We start from the raw sequence: 17,794 nt of genomic DNA, 5'->3' as shown, positions 1-17,794 counted from the left end.
ACGGAGGGCGCCCGCCCCCGTTCAGCGCTTGCGAGCCGCGAAGATGATGGGGGTTTCCCAATGCAGGCGCCGGGCGAGCCAGATCGCCGGCTCCAGCAGGCCGGAGCGGTGGACGAAGGTGACGATGCGCTTGGCGACCGACAGCGCCGCCCAGTCGCCGAAGCCCAGCGTGCGCAGGCGCTGCTCGAACACGCCCCAGCCCCAGTCCAGCACCTCCAGCCGGCCGGGATGACGGCCGAGCCAGCGGTCGAACCAGGGGCGGTCGATCAGGTTGAGGGTATCGACATAGGACGGATCGCGCCCGAACAGCCGGACATAGAGCTTGGCCAGTCCGGCCGGCATCCGCGGCAGCCACAGGATGCCGTAATGCCCCTCCCACCAGGAGCCGTAGTTGGGCACGACGATCAGCAGCAGCCCGCCCGGCTTCAGCACGCGCAGCGCCTCGTCCAGCACCGCCGCCGGGTCGCCGACATGCTCCAGCACGTTGGAGGAATAGACGATGTCGAAACTGGCGTCGGCGAAGGGGATCGCCTCGCCGGTGGCGTCCCGCACCGCGTCGGCCGGCAGGCCGTAATGGCCGATCAGCCGGCGGCAGACGTCCAGCGTCGAGCTGTATTCGCCCATGCTGGGCTCGATACCGTGGATGTCGAGCCCATGCGCCGTGCGCCCGCGCACCACGGTCATGCCGCAGCCGGACCCGACCTCCAGGATGCGGGCCTTGTCGGCATCGACGCCGGCGGCTGCGGCGGTTCGCCGCAGCTCCGCCACCTGCTCGTCGGCGCGCGCCTCCGACAGCATGTCGCGCACGACGTCCTCCACCGGCACGCGGGTGACGCCGCCGATGAAGCCGCTGTCGATGTAGCCGCGGGACAGCAGCCGGCCCAGCTCCGCCCAGTCGGGGGGAGCGATGCTGCTCTCCTGTCCCGCCGCCGCCTCAGCCATTCTTCGTCGCCCGGATCACGAAGATCGTGGCGCTCTTCATCCGGCCCAGCCGGTCCTGGATGCACTCCGCCTTGAAGCCGTTGCGCTCGAACAGAGCGACGATCTCCTCGATCGAATAGAAGGTCTTGTAGGGCGGGTAATACCAGTCCTCGACCTGGGCCTGGATCGACACGTTGTCGGCCCGGCGGTTGATCTCCTGCCCCTTCAGGGCGCAGGCGACCTTGGTCAGGCCGGTGAAGAAGCCGCCGACGAGCTTGCGCCGGGCCGGCGTGTCCATGTAGGCGCGGCAGAAATGGCGCACGCCCTCATGCACCGGCGACAGCCAGGTCTTCAGATAGAGGCCAAGATAGACGGTGCCGCCCGGCTTGGTGACGGCCATCAGGTTGTGCATCACCTTCATCGGATCGGGCGCCATCATCGCCACACCCCAGCACCAGACCAGATCGAACGGGCCGAGGTTGGTGTCCAGTTCCTGCAGATCCTGGTGGTGGAACTCGATGTTGTCGCGGCCGAAGCGCTGGGCCTGCTGGCGCGCGGTGGCGAGGCTGTCCGACGACACGTCGACCGACACCACCTGTTCGGCCATTTCCGACAGGATGACGGAGCAGATGCCGTGGCCGCAGCCGGCATCGAGCGCCCGGCCGATCTGCCGCTCGGTCAGCGTCTCCAGCATGTACTTCTTGGTCTCGTCGTAGATCGGCACGAAACGGGGCCAGAAGTCGTCGTAGAATTCCTTGGTCGCGAGATCCATGGGGCTGCCCTCCCGCCCTGCTGAGGGCGTCGCTCTGGTCGTGATGGGGGTGGTCTTAAGGGGTGCCGGACACGCTCGTCCAGGGGGAATAGGGCCTGATCCGCTGCGCCGCCGCATCCGGCTCGACGAACAGGCGGGCGTTGCGGTTCAGGAGGGCCGCCAGCTGGCTGTAGCCGCTGTGGGCGCTGACACCCAGCACGTCGGCGTTCATCAGCGCGTGGAAATCCTGCAGGAACTCCAGCCCCGTCCAGGGCTGGACCGATCCATCCTTCGCCAGATCGTCGAGCGAGACCGGCGCGAACTCCGCAAAGTCGGCGATGGTCGCCGGATCGTCGGTGGCGATGTAGAGCACCGGCCGGTCCAGCGTCGGCCACAGCGCCTTCAGCCAGTCGACGTACCAGGAGGTCTCGGTGATGGTGTAGCGGAACCAGACGAAGTCGCCGCGGCGGATGTGCAGCGCCACCACCGTGTTGCCGCGGGCCTTCAGGGCCTGCATCACCGGATCGACATGGGGCAGCCATTCGGGGCGCGGCCGCAGCCAGGACTGCACCCGCTCCCGCCATTCCTCGCGATGCTCGAACAGGAACAGCGGCGAGAGGATGTCGACGTCCGGACGCGGATCGTCGCGGCGGCCGGTCACCAGATCGTTCAGGATGCGCCGGGCGAAATGCATCGGCTTCAGCCCGCCCGAGGGCCGGGGGTCGTCAAGGTCGAAATAATAGCCGCCGACCCAGTCCGGCGTCTCCAGGCGGTAGCCGAATTTCTCGGCGTAGATCCGCAGCAGCACATATTCCAGCACATTGTGGGCGAAGCGCCCGTGGGTCGCCAGCGTGGAGGAGCAGATGCGCGGCGCGGCGGGATCGGGGTTGGCCGGCCGTTCCAGCCGCCGGCCCTGCCGGGCCAGGACCTGTTGCAGACCGGCGATCGACTTCACGGTGAAGAAGCGGCTGCCATGGCCGTGGACGCGGGCCAGAACCTCCACCGCCCGGTCGACCTCGCCGGCCGCCAGCCAGCTTTCGGCGATGGCGGTCAGGCATTCGATGCGGAAGGCGTTGGGATCGGCGGCATGGGGATAGCGGTAGTCGGCGAAGAAGCGCCGCGCCTCCTCGTACCGCCCCTGGCGCGCCAGCATGGCCGACAGCATGTCGATGGCGCCCGCCACGTCGCTGCCCGGACTGGTCAGGGCCAGCCGCAGCACCTGCTCCGCCTCGCCCTCGCGCCCCAGCCCGGTCAGCACGTCGGCCAGCCGGGTCAGCGACAAAGTGACGCCGGCGCGCGCCGCGTGGACATAGCTGTTTACCGCCGCCTCGGCCAGGCCTGCGGCATGCTGGGCGTTGCCCTGGTTGTAGAGGGCGCCGCCCTGCTCCGGCTCGATGGCGAGCGAGCGGCGGAAACAGACAAGCGCCTCGTCCAGCCGGCCGAGCTCGACCAGCAGGTTGCCGAGGTTCATGTGGGCGGCGGCGAAGTCCGGCCGGAGTGTGAGCGCCGCCCGCTGGCTGTCCATGGCGAGGACCAGGGCGCCGGCGTCGACCGCCCCGCCCTGGCGCAGGGCGATGCCCAGGTCATGGTGGACGTCGGCGCGCTGGGGGCTGAGACGCAGCACGCGGCGGAAGGAGGCTGCCGAAACCGACCAGTCGCGCGGGCCGCCGCGACTGCACAGCAGGGAGGCCAATCCGTGATGCGCCGCCTCCAGCGCCGGGTCGATCGCCAGGGCGCGCCGTTGTGCCGCGGCCGCCTCGTCAACCCGGCCCAGATCGGACAGGATGCCGGCTAGGTTGCAGCAGGCGTCGGCCATGTCCGGCGCGATGTCGAGTGCCGCACGGATCAGCTCCAGCGCCTTGTCGCGGTGTCCCTGCCGGCGTTCGGCCAGCCCCAGCAGATGCAGGGCGGCGGCGTTGCGCGGATCGGCCTCCAGGATGCGCAGATACAGCGCGCGCGCCTCGTCCAGGCGGCCGGCGCGGTAGAGGCCGACGGCGATCTGCAATGCTTCGGCGACGGTGGTCATGACGGTCCGTGCTGTGCGGCTTCCGCGCAAGATCGCGGCAGGCCAGTTCGGCGCGCACCCTATCGTCACCGGATAGGCGCATCAACCGAGTTGATGGCCGCCGCCGCGGCGGGGCCGGCGATCCTGCCGGACCGCATCACCGGGAGGCCGCCGGGCACATCGGGCGTGAGGCGTGACAGCGCCTGCAGAACGCTCGGCAAACGTGCGTTTGGGGCATCGCTTGCCGGCAATGGAACCGCCGGACCAGCAAGGCAACACGGAGCTCATGCCCAAAGGCCGGGAGGTCGGCAGGAGATCGTCGGTACCGGCTGTGAACCACGCGGCTGACAGCGCCACAGTGCGGGCAATGGGCGCTGCCTCGGCGGTTATCTGCGAGAATGACCTTTCCCCGGCAGAAAGGACGCCGGTTTAGAACGGCTCGAAGCTCCGCCTGGTCCGGGGTGATGCCGCCGAGAGCCGGGGACATTCCGCGATCGTGTCCGCCGCACGATCGCCGGCGTCTTCCATCACGTCAGTCCCGGCCTCTGTCCGCGTTGTGCGATCGGAGACCGCAACCCGCCGGCATCGGCTTTTGCTACCTTCATGCGGTATCACCAAACAAATTTCAATTGCCATCAGGCATATTGCTTAAGTACAGGTCCTTATCATTGAATAGGCTGGGGGAGTGGGGAAGATGGGGGGTCTTTCGTCGACGTGTGTCAAGGTTGCGGTCAGTTCGGGAATTGTGATTGCCGCAGGAATGCTCGGCAACAGCGTGCCGGCGGGGGCGGCGGAGCTGTTCCAGTTGAGCGGCACGGTCACCAGCGCCAACGGCGTCTCACAGAGCGGCTCGGCGTCGTTCAACGCCATCGAGGATCTGGCAAACAGGCTCGACAATTCCGGATTGCGCTCGGTGTTCAGCAACTACACCAGCGTATCGGCCGCCAACGTGACGTTGAACGTCCGCGGTCTTCCGGCGACGGCGTCCTACGCGCTCAACTCCACCGCGCTGCGCTTCCAGGTGCCGTCGGCGGGCATCGACCTCACCTTCCAGGGGGCGACCCGCGACCAGAGCCAGGACCAGCTGCTGGACTTCCTCAAGGGTAAGGGATCCAGCCTCCTGACCGAGATGCTGAAGTCGCTGGTCGCCAACTCGCCGGTCGATCCGGTGGCCGGCAACCCGGCCAGCCTTCAGAGCCGCATGAGCGAACAGACCTTCGGCAACGCCACCGGCTTCGGCACGCTGGGCGATCCCACGGGCACGCAGGACGGCAAGGGCGGCTTCGTGGCCGTGCCCAACCTCGCCACGGTGGGCGGGGACGTCGGCATCGCGCGGTCCGGCGGCTACACCAGCCAGATCGCCACGATCCCGATCAAGTACTCGTACTATTTCAGCGATCCGCGCTACGCCATCACCCTCGACCTGCCGATCACCTATGTCCGCACCGAAGGTGCCAATTCCGGCCAGGCTTCGCTCGGTCTCGGCTTCCGCTTCCCGGTTGCGGAGAACTGGTACCTGGTCCCCTCCGCCCGCGTCGGTGCGACCGGTTCGCTGGACCTCGGCGCCGGGGCGCTTCTGTATTCGGGCGACCTGACCAGCGTCTACAACATCTACACCGGCGACCTGAAGGTCACGATCGGCAACGGCGTCGGCTATTACCGGTCGCAGAAGCTCCATATCGGCGACGTCAGCATCGACTACGATCTGCAGAACACCGCGCTGAAGAACGGCGTCAGCGTCGAAGGGCCGCTGGGCTTCACGATGTTCGACCGGCCGACCTCCTGGCAGGCCTATGTCACCGACACCCACATGTTCGGTGACAAGCTGTATGTGCAGCATTACGACGAGGTCGGCCTGCTGTTCGGAACCCGCCCGACCATGGACGGCCAGTCCTGGGACTCCTTCCGCCTGGGCATCAGCTACACCCACGGCAAGGACTACAACGCCCTGAAGGCCAATTTCGGCTACCGCTTCTGACGCGGAGCCGGCATCCCCGCGGGCCGCCGCAGCACCGGCCCGCGGGGGCTTTCCGACCTGGTCCCATCCGGAACGGCCGCAGGAGCGCAGCCATGACGCCCGTCACCCTTTTCGCCTCCAGGCCCGCCGGGCGGGGGACGCCGCTCTTTCGCCGGCTCACGCTGCTGGGCTCTCTGCTCGGCCTTCTGGGAGCGACGCTGTCGGGCTGCGGCGGCGGCGTCATGGCGGTGAACTACGTCGCCAGCCAGTCCGAGCTTAAGGCCTCCGCCAACCTGTCGGACGGCGACCTGGCGGATCTGCGCGACGGCCGCCTGACGGCGCTGCGCGAGCGCTATGACCAGGTGCCGGCCGACCGGCTCAGCGACGGGCAGTTGTCGCTGCTCTGCGACGTACGGCTGAAGCTGCAGGATTTCGGCAGGGCGCAGCTCTGCAACGAGACGCTGGCCGTGCGCGCGGCGCGGAACGGCGACGCCGCCCTGATCGGCAAGGTGCGCGGCAGGCGCGCCCTGTTCGCCCTGGCCCAGCAGCGCTATGGCGACGCCGTCGCCGAACTGGAGGGCAACCAGAGCGAGGGCGCCCGTTACGTGCGCGCGCTCGCCCAGGCCCGGCTCGGCAAGACCGCGGAGGCCCGCGACGCCGCGGCGCTGCTGGGCAAACAGTTCAAGCCACGCCCCGTCTTCTACGCGGCCTCGCTCTACGCCGCGGCCGGCGACTGCGGGCAGTCCCTGCGGCTGCTGGAGGATCCGGAACGGCGGCTGCTCGCCGACTACGGCCTGACCGCCCTGTCCGAACGCGCGGACGCCGGCCCATCCAAGAACAAGGCCCCGTTCCGCCTCGATGTCTTCGACGATTTCAGCTATGGCTGGTTCGGCGGCTTCTCCTTCGCGCCGGCCGCCAATGTCTATGTGGAGATGCTGGCGGCGCAATGCATGGCCGAAACCGGCCGGACCGCCATGGCGGTCGACCGGCTGAACCGGCTGCTGGCCTTCCCCGATCTGCCGGCCTACCGCGACGTCCATTGGGCGGCGATGTACCGGCTCGGCCGTCTGCGCCAGCAAGCCGGCGACCGGGACGGCGCCCTGTCGCTGCTCCACTCCGCCGCCGAGGTGGTGGAACAGTCGCGCGCGACCATTCTCAGCGAAAACGGCCGCATCGCCTTCGCCCTCGACAAGCAGCAGCTCTACGGCGACCTTGTCGACGGACTGCTCCGCCAGGGGCGGCAGGAACAGGCGCTGGAGGTTGTGGAGCGCGCCAAGAGCCGTGTCCTGGTCGACATGCTGTCCAGCCGGCGCGACTTCGCGCCGGACGATCTGCCGGTCGGCGAGGCACGCCAGCTGCTCGCCCAGCTCGACGAAGCGCAGGCCTCCTTCTCGACGGTCGCCCTGCGCGGTGACGGCGGTGGTGCGGACAGCGGCGGCGCGGATGCTGCCCTGTCGGCGATCCGCGCCGCCAACGGCCGCATCCGCAGCCGGTCGCCCAGCTTGGCCCCCCTGGTGAGTGCCGTTCCCTTCCGCTTCGCAGAGCTGACGGCGGTCCTGCAGCCGGGTGAGGCCGGCGTCGTCTATTACAATGTCGGCGATCACTGGTACGCTTTCGTCCTGTCCGCCGGAACGGCGCGCACGGTCGATCTGGGGACGCCGCCGGTCCGCAAGCTGGTGCTGCAGTTCCTCAAGCAGCTGTCGGATCCGGCAAGTACCGGCTATTCAGCCGCCGCGCGCGCCCTGGGCGACGCAGTGCTGGCGCCGGTGCTGACGGCCGCGTCAGGGCAGAAGCTGCTGATCATCCCGCACGGTCCGCTCCATTACATCCCGTTCGCCGCCATCGACGGTGCAGGCGGTCCGCTGGTCACCCAACGCGCGATCCGGATGGCGCCCAGCCTCAGCGCGCTGATCGCAACGCGGTCCCGGCCTGCCATGATGGTAGGCACCGCCGACCGCCGCGGTGCGATATTCGGCAATCCCGCCCGGCGCGAGGCAGGCCTCGACCTGCCAGGGGCCGAGGCGGAGGCGCAGGCGATCGCGCACATCTATCCAAAATCGGACCTGTTCCTGCGCAGCCAGGCCACGCTTGGCCAATTCCGCAGCGCAGCACAGGGCAAGGCCTTCATCCACATCGCCGCACACGGCCTGTTCCAGCCGGCCGATCCGCTGTCCTCGCGCCTGCTGTTCAGCCCGTCCGGCGACAACTCTGGCGACCTGACGGTCGGGGACCTCTACAGCATGCGGCTGGACTCGGCACTGGCGGTGCTCAGCGCCTGCCAGACCGGTCTCAGCGACGTGTCGCCGGGCGACGACCTGATCGGGCTGGTGCGGGGCTTCATGTTCTCCGGGGTAGGGGGGGTCGTCGCCACCTATTGGAACGTTGCCGACGAATCGACCGCACTTCTGATGCAGACCTTCTACAGCCGCCTGAAATCCGGCGCCTCGGCACAGGAGGCCTTGCAAGCCGGCCAGACAGCGGTCCGGCAGCGTTTCCCCCATCCCTTCTACTGGGCCCCTTTCGCCCTGATGGGCGCCGATGCGCGCCTCTGATGAGCGATGGCGGGAACCGAGTAGCAGTGGAACAGAAAGGTTGATTTGGGGCATTCACCGGATTTGAGGCGGATTTAAATTTTTCTGCTTCTCTAAGGAAGATAACCGATGTGAGAGACGTGAAGTTTTGAGCTCAAAATCTTGCCGGTTCGCCGGCTTTAAGCTGGCGAGCGGATAAGGGATCCGGAGTGTAATACTGGTGTGTTCCCTGCGCAGATTTACAGATGGCGCGATGTATTCGGGCGTGAGGGGAGGCTGCCTTGGGGCGTCGTCCTGGTCGCCGGCACGGTTATCGGCGGTCCCGATCTGCAGAGGGAGGCGCGTCAACGGGTCTGAACCGCTCCGGGAGCCCCGGGGCGGTTCAGTTCGCCGCTGTCCGCCAGTGGGAACACGACCTCGCTTCCATCGAAGAGGCGAATGCCGAGCGGATCATGGAAATCAGACGCGACCTGGACAATACCCGCCATGCCTTGCAGAAGGCCGCAGCGGGAGCCGTCGATTACATTCGGCACTCGATGGGGAAGAACAGGACATCCCTCCCGCGATTGCGGAACTCCGAAACCGCTGGAAAGGCCCCTGATCAAGAGCCGAAGGGAATGCAGCGGCCAACGGCTGACCCGATCAACGCCCCTTGCCTTGCCAAGCTGCTTTGAGGATAGTGCCCGATCATCAACGCCGTACAGATTAAGGGTCGGTCCTTTGCGCAAAGTTGCTCTCATCACCGGCGCCACCGGCCAGGATGGCGCGTATCTTGCCGAGCTTCTGCTGGGGAAGGGGTATGTCGTCCACGGCATCAAGCGCCGCTCCTCGTCCTTCAACACGGGGCGCGTGGAACATCTCTACCGCGACCCGCATGAGGAGGATGTGCGCTTCTTCATGCATTACGGCGACCTGACCGACAGCACCAACCTGATCCGCCTGGTCCAGCAGGTCCAGCCGACCGAGATCTACAACCTGGCGGCCCAGAGCCATGTCCATGTGAGCTTCGAGACGCCGGAATACACCGCCAACGCCGACGGCATCGGCACGCTGCGCCTGCTGGAGGCGATCCGCATCCTGGGCATGGAGAAGACCGCGCGCTTCTATCAGGCCTCCACCTCGGAACTGTACGGCAAGGTGCAGGAGACGCCGCAGCGGGAGACCACGCCCTTCTATCCGCGCAGCCCCTATGCCGCCGCCAAGCTGTACGCCTACTGGATCACGGTGAACTACCGCGAGGCCTACGGGATGCACGCCAGCAACGGCATCCTGTTCAACCATGAGGGCCCGACCCGCGGCGAGACCTTCGTCACCCGCAAGATCACCCGCGCGGTCGCCGCCATCGAGCATGGCCGCCAGGATTGCCTGTATCTCGGCAACCTGGACGCCAAGCGCGACTGGGGCCATGCCCGCGACTATGTCGAGGGCATGTGGCGCATCCTGCAGCAGGACGAGGCCGACGACTACGTGCTGGCCACCGGCGAGACCCACAGCGTGCGCGAGTTCGTCGAGCTGGCCTTCGGCCATGTCGGCCGCAGCATCGAATGGCGCGGCGAGGGCGTGGACGAGGAAGGCCTCTGCCAGAAGACCGGCAAGGTGGTGGTCCGCATCGACCCCCGTTATTTCCGCCCGACCGAGGTCGACCTGCTGCTGGGCGATCCCAGCAAGGCGCGGGCAAAGCTGGGCTGGACCCATACCACGGCTTTCCGCGACCTGGTCCGGGAAATGGTCGAGTCCGATATGCGCGGGGCGGCCAACGGCGACGATCACCACTGATCCGCCGCGTTTGATCCGCCACTGCGACCGACAAGGCGCTGCCCATGACCATCGGAGCAACGGCCCGGAGTGAGCCGAAGACTGCCCTGATCTTCGGCGTTTCGGGCCAGGACGGCGCCTATCTCGCCCAGCTCCTGCTGGGCAAGGGCTATGCGGTCCACGGCACCTCGCGCGACCGGGAGATGTCGAGCTTCGCCAACCTGCGGCGGCTCGGCATCTTCGGCAAGGTCCTCGTGCATTCGGCCGTGCTGACCGACTTCCGCAGCGTGGTCGAGGTGATTGCCCGGATCCGCCCGGCCGAGATCTACAACCTCGCCAGCCAGGCCTCGGTCGGGCTGTCCTTCGACCAGCCGGTCGAAACGCTGAACAGCACCATCACCAGCACCATCAACATCCTGGAGGCGATCCGCTTTCTGGGGCTGGACGCGCGTTTCTACAACGCCTCCTCCAGCGAGTGTTTCGGCAACACCGGCGCCCCGGCCGACGAATCGACCCCCTTCCACCCGCGCAGCCCCTATGGCGTGGGCAAGGCCGCAGCCTATTGGGCGGTCGCCAACTACCGGGAGGCCTACGGGCTGTTCGCCTGCTCCGGCATCCTGTTCAACCACGAATCGCCGCTGCGCCCGGTGCGCTACGTCACCCAGAAGATCGTCCGCGGCGCCGCCGACATCGCCGAAGGCAAGACCGACAGCCTGGAGTTGGGGACGCTGTCGATCGCCCGCGACTGGGGCTGGGCGCCGGAATATGTCGATGCCATGGCCCGCATGCTGGTGCATGACCAGCCCGAGGATTTCGTGATCGCCACCGGCGAGGCGCACCGGCTGGAAGACTTCGTCGAGCAGGCCTTCTCCTATTTCGGGCTGGACTGGCGCCGGCATGTCCACAGCAATGCGGCGCTGCTGCGCCCGTCCGACATCGCCTTCAGCGTCGGCAACCCCGCCAAGGCCGAACGGCTGCTGGGCTGGCGCGCCGAACGCCGGATGGCCGAGGTGGTCGCCGGGCTGGCCGACGCCGAGATGGCACGGCGCGCCGCCGACTGATCCCCAGAGCCCAATCCCGCCTTCCCGGAGAGCGCAGCCCATGTCGGCCAAAAGCAGGCTGGTCATCAATGTCGAGGTCGACGACCGCACCGTCCTGTTTCCCGACGGCAAGTTCCTGTCGCACATCGCCCTGACCGAGGAGGATGCGGCCGGGGACGGCGCCGTGCGGCTGGAGGGCGTCTTCCTGTTCAACGAAAGCCGGCTGGGGCCGGAGATCGCCACCCTGCCGGTGGAGGATGCGCGCGAACTGGCGCGGTCGATCCTGGACGCGGTGTTCCAGGGACGCACGCAGCATGTCCTTTCCGAGACCGCGAAGGTCGCCGTGGTCTTCAACCCGAACGGCTTCGTCCTGCGCTTCGGCGAAGGCGACGCCCTGCGCGAGCTGTTCATCGGGTCGCCCGCCATCATCCGTCTGGCCCAGGGCATCCTGCGCCTGGCCGACCGCCTGTCGGCGCTGCCCGCCCATTGATGTCATCGGGGATAAAGCCCGACAGATCAGGCTTTATCCCCGCCCTCAACCGGCGGACGCGGCCGTCCGGCCGCTTGCGTTCGAGAGGCATGGGACTCGAGAGGCATGGGACTGCGAGGCCGGAAGCCCCGCACCGCCGCCTCCGATCCTGACGGCCCCGGTCCCGACCGGTCGGGAGCGGCCGGGATTACGAGCCGCAGCCGTACACACGCGAGCGGATCAGCTCATGCATGTCTCCGGCATGGCGCTCCCAGTCGAGGAAGGCCGGGGGGCGCGCCATAGCGGCCGAGATCCGGGAGGAGATGCGGGCGCGATGCTCCGGATCCTCGGCAAGGCGGCAGGCGATGTCGACATAGCCGGCGACATCGCCGGCGACCAGCTCGCCGAGCCCCAGCTCATCGAGCAGGGACGCCCCCATGGCGGAGCGCATGGTGGTGTCCGCCAGGGTCACGACGGGCATGCCCAGCTCCAGCGGTTCGATCAGAGAGGTGGAGCCGGAGAAGGGGAAGCTGTCCAGGCAGATGTGGAAATTGCTCATGCCGGTGCGGATGCCGATCCGGTTCAGGCCCGGCGTGTCGATGATGCGGACGCGCGATGCGGCGATCCCCCGCCCGACGAGCTTACCAAGCAGATACTCCGAGAAATCCTGCTTGGGATAGCTCTTGGACCATGACGGCGCGAACGGAAACAGGACGAGGCGTGCGGAGGGAACGCGGACGAGGATGTCGAGCCACGCCTCGATGGTTTCGGGCGTCAGCTTGTACAGCGAGGCGCAGGAGGTGAAGACCACCTCGCCGGGCGAAACGGGCAAACCCGGCTGTCCCGTTCGCGCATTCCCCGGCATCGGGCTGCTGCCATAAACAAAGCAGTGGGCCGTTCGCGGCAGCTTGACCAGTTCCTCGGTATAGTGCTGTTGCGGGAACCTGTCGCGCTCCAGCCCGGCTGCCGACACATAGATGTCCATCGCCGCAAAGCCGCTGGTCTGCACCGAGGCGATGCCGGCCATCTGGACACGCGCCAGCCGGTGAGCCGCCAGCATCGCCGAAACCGATGGGGTTCCGGCCAGGTTGGACGCGAAATGCAGGACATCCAGCTCATCGCTCCGGATGATGTCGACCATCTGTCCGAGATTCTGCGGCAAATCGACGATCCGTGCGACCTTGGCGACCGCATCGCGCTCGAACTGCCCGTTATCCGGCTCCACGACATAGACCGTGATCTCCATGTCGGCGGCGGGGCGCTGGAGCAAAGGCAGGATACAAAACAGCTCCGGCGTCGGCAGGAAGGCGAGGAGAAGGATGCCGAGACGGATGGTCGTGCCGCGGCGCGGCGGCAGGCTGTGTTCCAGACGATAGCCGAGGCGGTGCAGGGACCACTCGATGATTCTGGCGCGATGCCGGGCGAGCGGGCGGAGATTGCGGCGGCTGAAATAGCTTCCGGACGTCTGGCCGGACCGGGCGAAGGCAAAGGCGGCCTCCGGCCAGGGCTGCCGTCCCTGGCTTGTCTGAAGCCCGTGGTCGAGATAGCTCAGCCAAGCCGTCAGGAAGTCCGCATAGCGGTCGCTCTCCCCCGGCTGCGAGAAGAAGACGGGCGCGCGGCAGTTGGCCGCGACGAAGCCGTCGACCAGGGGCGCCGGAAGGAGATCGAGGTTGAAGCGGGCGGGCAGATGGTGGGCAGGTTTGAGCAGCAGTGCCGCAAGCTGGCAGGCCAACTGCTCATGCCGTGCGATCCCGTCGCGGTAGACCTCCTCCAGCAGACTGCAGAAGGACTGTTCCGCCTCGCCCAACCCGACGGGAACGGGGGCTGCCAGCAGTTGCCTGTAGCGGTCCACGGCGTCCGAGGCGCAGAAGGCGCGAAGCTGGTCGGGCGTGGCGCGCGCCAGTTCCATGGCGAGCCCCAGCCGCTCCGGCACCGCCGTTCCGCCGTCGAAGCGCGCGACCGCAGCCAGAGCCGCCGCAAGAGCCGAAGACCGGACGGAAGACTGGGCATCGGCCCCGGTGTCGGCTTGGCTGCCCGCCGGCTTGACCACCTCCAGCAACACCTGGACATGCACGACCTGGTCGGGCGTGGCGCTGCTGGACAGCGATTTGATCCGGAAAGCGCCGCGGAAGCCATATTTGCGGCACAGGGCAAGATAGGCCGGATGCTCCAACGAATAGTAGAAGAAGGAATTGGCGTTCCAGTAGCTGATATGGGTGGGATCCTGGAAGGCCCCCCGTCCGTCGGTCGACGGTACCCGGATGTCGACGATGGCGCCCCCGCGGCACACGCGCCAGATCTCGTTCATGGTGTGAAGACGGTCGGGCAGATGCTCGACCACGTCATGGGCGCGCAGATAGGCGACGCTGTCCGTCTCGAAGGGGAAGCGGCCGGTCAGATCGCAGACGAGATCGACGCCCGGACCGGGAGCCACATCGACCCCGATGAATCCGTCCGGCTTATGGTCGCCGCAACCGAGATCGACACGCAAGCCGGCGCTGTCACAGGAGATGTTGGCAAGACCATGGGGCATGATGGCGGGCCGCTTTCCGGGGATTGGTTTTCAAGAAGGACGTTTTCAAGAAGGACGGGGGGCCGGAGAGATGGGAGGCGGCCGTCATCGGTGGACGAAGCGGCGGGCAAGACGGTTGAGCAGCACCCGTCCGGGATAATCGACGTAGCGCAGGGTCAGCGGACCATCGCCGGCCGCGGTCACCCGCATGAAGCTGAGCGAGGGGACGTCGTCGAAGGGTTGATACGGGATCACCGGCAGACGGACCGCCCCCTGCTCCGCCCGGAACTCCGGGAAATGGCGATACCGGATGGTGTATGTCGTGCCGGCCGTCGCCTCGATCACCAGGCGGTTGCCCTCCCGGCGCCACGGGGCCTGCGGCGTCACGATGCCGATATCGACCTCCGTCCGGCCCATCAGGATCATGCCCGGAACGTCCACGTTCAGCAGGTCGCGCAGGGGCTTGTCCATCTGGGAGAAATCGAACCCGGCGAGAACCGTCCAGCCGCTTTGCGACAGCATCTCCATGGTGGCGCGCGACAGCGCCACCACATGGCTGATCCCCGCCGCCGAACAGGTTTCCAGAAAGCGGTCCGGCGGTGTCTGGATGGCGTTCAACCTCAGGAGCCGGTTCATCGACAATTCATGCTCGAGGGTGAAGGTGTATTCCTTGGTCGCCAGCTCGATGTCGCGCCTGGGCAGGATGTCGTCGGTCATGAACCAGAAGCCGCGCATCCACACATCCGGATAGGCCTGCTGCATCGCCGTCGAGTTGCGGATCGTCTCGACGGCGATGCGCGACCGGTCGGGAATCGCCGCGAAGAACGCATCCAGCGCCGCACTCTTCGGGCGCGCGATCGGCCGGATCAGCGGAAAGGCGTCGCTCATGTCGAGGCCGTGGCGGAGGATGGCGTACCACCGGTCCCGGGAACTGGCCAGCCCGCTCTCGGCAAGCGACCGCATCGACTGGCCGAGCGGAACACAGCAATAGGGATTGTCGCGCATGCGGTGCGCGCCGATGAAGCAGATCAGCAGGCACCATGGATTGCCGGTGGCGCAGGCATAGGCGATGCCGATGGCAACGAACAGCAGGTCGAAGCTCTGGAAGTCGCTGAGAAAGAGAAAGCGGCGACTGGTGTAATAGGCCAGGAAGCAGGTGAGCCCCAACAGGGCGGCGGCCGGATCCCGGTTCAGCCAGGCGCCGACGATCAGCGACAGCGCCACCGGTCCGGCGGCGACGATCTCATCGAGAACCGGCAGATGACCCTTGAGCACCTTTCCGCCATTCAGCGCCGCGCCGACATCCCGGCTCGCAAACCGGCAATAGCGCACCGTCTTGACCAGATAGGGGAAGCCCGCCTTGGAAAAGCGCAGCAGATGCAAGGCCAGTCCCGGCAGGACGCCGATGATGAGGTCGCCCGCGTCGCCATGTTGAAGCGCCCAGACCAGCAGGGCCGGGCCGGTGATCGCGGCCGTCAGGAGGGAACCCATCAGATTGGCCACTGCCAGCAGCGACCAGAGCAGGGCCGCCACCAGCGTGTTCCCGGAGAAGGCCAGGAAGAGGACCATCAGGATCGGCCCGTACCACAGCGTCTCGGTCTTGCCGCCGCCGCTGGTGTAGCTGAAGACGATGACGGGGGATGCGGCAAAGGCCAGGGCGGCGAACGGAGCGCCATACAGCGTGAAGCCGAGTGCGACCGCCAGGGCGGTGGCGGCGATGAACAGTCCCCAGCCGAGCGCGTTGGCGGCACGGTCGCCAAGACGATGCAGCAGACGATAGGTGATTGAACTGTTGCCGAAACGCTCGCGCATCGTCAGGCCGAACGCATCGCCCCAGGTATAGCCGTAGCGGCCGTGGAGGGCGAAATTGGAGGCGATCCGGCGATAGGCGGGACGGATCAGCGTATCGATGCTGCTGAATCCCATGAACTCGTCATCGCGAACCCCGCCGCCGTTGGGGCGGAGCGCCGTCACCATGCGCGCCAGCGTCGCCGGAATGCGCAACGCCGTCAGGATGGTGAAGAAGCCGAACAGACAGGCCGCCGCCGGAACCGCACCGATCGTCAGGCGCGACGGGCGGACGGACGCCACGGTCTTCAGCCAACCGGACAACTGCGCGAAGTTCGATACAAGAACTTTCATGAGGGCTGCTCTCGGTAGGCGAGGAATCGCATCAGTCGACCGGTGGCAAGTCACCGCCGCCGGCATCGTTCCATCCACGAAGCTCAATGCCCAGCAGTCAACTTATAGATGCTTTTTCCTATCATTGCATTCTTTCCGGCCGGAGCCGGAGGGCGGCGAGGCTGGACGCCGGGGACATCGGATACCCCACCGCTGTCGATGATGCGCAAAAGGAAAGGGGCGCCCTTGCGGGCGCCCCTCCCTTTTACCGCGATGCCTAGGCTCGACCGCCGGATCAACCGAGGTTGATGTCGGAGAGCGAGAGCGGCGTGCTGCCGTTGTACACGCCGAGCAGGCGCACCTCGGTGGCGGCCACCTGGCCGTCGCCGTTGGTGTCGACCACCTGGTAGAGACCCGTGGCCGTGCCGTTGTTGGCCAGAACCAGGGTGCTCGCACCAGCCGACGAGTTCGTCAGCGTACCCAGCGCCGTGCGGAAGTTGGCGAGGTTGGCATCCGACAGGCTGCCGCTGACCGCCGAGGACAGGCTGACCAGTTCGTTGGTCATGCTCACCCCGTTGGTCGCCGCGGTCGCCGTGGCCAGGGCCGCGTCGCCGTTCTTGTCCGCCGCGGTCCGGGCGGCATCCGTCAGCTGCACCTTGTCGGTGCCCGACTGGAAGTTCGACACCGAGATGAAGCCGGTGTTCGCGCCCAGAGCAGCGATGTCGCTGAAGGACGAGTACACCACCGTATCGGTGCCGCTGCCCGACGCCAGGCTGATGCTGTCGCCAGTACCACCCTGGAAGCGGATCGACCCGCTGGTCACCGTGATCGCATCGGTGCCGAGGCCGCCGATCAGCGTCTCGACGCCCGAGACCGACATGGTCACGCCGGTGTTGCCGGTGGTGATCACGTCGTTGCCAGCACCGCCGACCAGCGTCTCGACGCCGCGCAGCAGGACCGTCGAGCCGCCGTCGCCCAGCGTGACCACATCCGTGGCCGCACCGCCGATGATGATCTCGATGCCGCTCTCGGCACGCATGGTCACGCCGGTGTCGCCCAGGACCACCAGGTCGCTGCCCGCACCACCGATCATGGTCTCGATGCCGCGGGTGATGACGGTGTTACCCGACGCACCCAGCGTCACGACGTCCGAACCGGTGCCGCCGACCAGGAACTCGACGCCAGACGCCAGCATCGTCACGCCCGCCGAGGCGGTGAAGACGATGTCGGTGCTCGCACCGCCGGTCAGGGTGTCGATGCCCGACACGGTGATGACGTTGGCCGTGTCGCCCAGCGTGATCACGTCGGTGCCGGCCGTGCCGATCAGCGTCTCGACGCCACGGGTCAGCAGGGTGCTGCCCACGGTGCCCAGGGTGACGACGTCGGTGCCCGCGCCGCCGATCAGCAGTTCGATGCCCGAACCCAGCGCCATGGTGACGCCGGTATCGCCCAGGAACACCCAGTCGGTCCCCGCACCGCCCGACAGCGTGTCGATGCCGCGGGTGGTGACGGTGTTGCCCGAGGAGCCCAGGGTGACGACGTCGGTGCCCGTGCCGCCGACCAGGAACTCGATGCCAGAGGCCGTCATCGTCACGCCGGCGGTGCCGGTGAAGACGATGTCGGTGCTCGCACCGCCGGTCAGGGTGTCGATGCCCGACACGGTGATGACGTTGGCCGTGTCGCCCAGCGTGATCACGTCGGTGCCGGCCGTGCCGATCAGCGTCTCGACGCC

Annotated in this window: 11 protein-coding genes; 5 read left to right on the top strand and 6 right to left on the bottom strand. The window is 67.4% G+C overall.

What is annotated here, in order from left to right:
* Positions 1–21: 21 nt before the first annotated feature.
* From A6A40_RS23455 to A6A40_RS23440, 4 genes are all read right to left on the bottom strand, one after another.
* Positions 22–942 (bottom strand): class I SAM-dependent methyltransferase, encoded by a 921-nt coding sequence (locus A6A40_RS23455; protein WP_108548304.1) that lies wholly within the window; start codon positions 940–942, stop codon positions 22–24.
* Entirely contained in the window at positions 935–1,693 is a 759-nt protein-coding gene (locus A6A40_RS23450; RefSeq protein WP_108548303.1) for a class I SAM-dependent methyltransferase, read from the bottom strand. The genes A6A40_RS23455 and A6A40_RS23450 overlap by 8 nt, the downstream gene beginning before the upstream one ends.
* 55 nt (positions 1,694–1,748) lie before the next feature.
* Positions 1,749–3,698 (bottom strand): tetratricopeptide repeat protein, encoded by a 1,950-nt coding sequence (locus tag A6A40_RS23445; RefSeq protein ID WP_108548302.1) that lies wholly within the window; start codon positions 3,696–3,698, stop codon positions 1,749–1,751.
* Between the two features lie 136 nt (positions 3,699–3,834).
* Positions 3,835–4,164, bottom strand: coding sequence for a transposase family protein (locus A6A40_RS23440; RefSeq protein WP_108548301.1), 330 nt, complete (start codon positions 4,162–4,164; stop codon positions 3,835–3,837).
* Positions 4,165–4,437: 273 nt separating this feature from the next.
* Here A6A40_RS23440 and A6A40_RS23435 point away from each other — a divergent pair, with 273 nt between their 5' ends.
* From A6A40_RS23435 to A6A40_RS23415, 5 genes are all read left to right on the top strand, one after another.
* On the top strand, positions 4,438–5,655 hold the full coding sequence (locus A6A40_RS23435) for a hypothetical protein (protein WP_108548300.1): 1,218 nt from the start codon (positions 4,438–4,440) through the stop codon (positions 5,653–5,655).
* A gap of 92 nt (positions 5,656–5,747) precedes the next feature.
* Complete coding sequence (locus A6A40_RS23430; RefSeq protein WP_108548299.1) at positions 5,748–8,186, top strand: CHAT domain-containing protein; 2,439 nt, start codon at positions 5,748–5,750, stop codon at positions 8,184–8,186.
* A gap of 699 nt (positions 8,187–8,885) precedes the next feature.
* Positions 8,886–9,941 carry a GDP-mannose 4,6-dehydratase gene (gene gmd, locus A6A40_RS23425; protein WP_108548298.1) on the top strand — a complete coding sequence of 352 codons (1,056 nt, stop codon included), beginning with the start codon at positions 8,886–8,888 and terminating at the stop codon, positions 9,939–9,941.
* Positions 9,942–9,985: 44 nt separating this feature from the next.
* Positions 9,986–10,981, top strand: coding sequence for a GDP-mannose 4,6-dehydratase (locus A6A40_RS23420; RefSeq protein ID WP_108548297.1), 996 nt, complete (start codon positions 9,986–9,988; stop codon positions 10,979–10,981).
* A gap of 40 nt (positions 10,982–11,021) precedes the next feature.
* On the top strand, positions 11,022–11,450 hold the full coding sequence (locus A6A40_RS23415; RefSeq protein WP_108548296.1) for a hypothetical protein: 429 nt from the start codon (positions 11,022–11,024) through the stop codon (positions 11,448–11,450).
* A gap of 187 nt (positions 11,451–11,637) precedes the next feature.
* Here the strand turns inward: A6A40_RS23415 and A6A40_RS23410 are convergent, their stop codons facing one another.
* Positions 11,638–13,962 carry an O-linked N-acetylglucosamine transferase family protein gene (locus A6A40_RS23410; RefSeq protein ID WP_108548295.1) on the bottom strand — a complete coding sequence of 775 codons (2,325 nt, stop codon included), beginning with the start codon at positions 13,960–13,962 and terminating at the stop codon, positions 11,638–11,640.
* A gap of 84 nt (positions 13,963–14,046) precedes the next feature.
* Complete coding sequence (locus tag A6A40_RS23405) at positions 14,047–16,083, bottom strand: hypothetical protein (RefSeq protein ID WP_108548294.1); 2,037 nt, start codon at positions 16,081–16,083, stop codon at positions 14,047–14,049.
* Positions 16,084–17,794: the final 1,711 nt, after the last annotated feature.

Origin of the sequence: Azospirillum humicireducens, assembly GCF_001639105.2 — a bacterium.
In the GTDB taxonomy this organism is placed as follows: Bacteria; Pseudomonadota; Alphaproteobacteria; order Azospirillales; family Azospirillaceae; genus Azospirillum; species Azospirillum humicireducens.
This window is presented reverse-complemented; position numbering and strand designations above follow the sequence as displayed.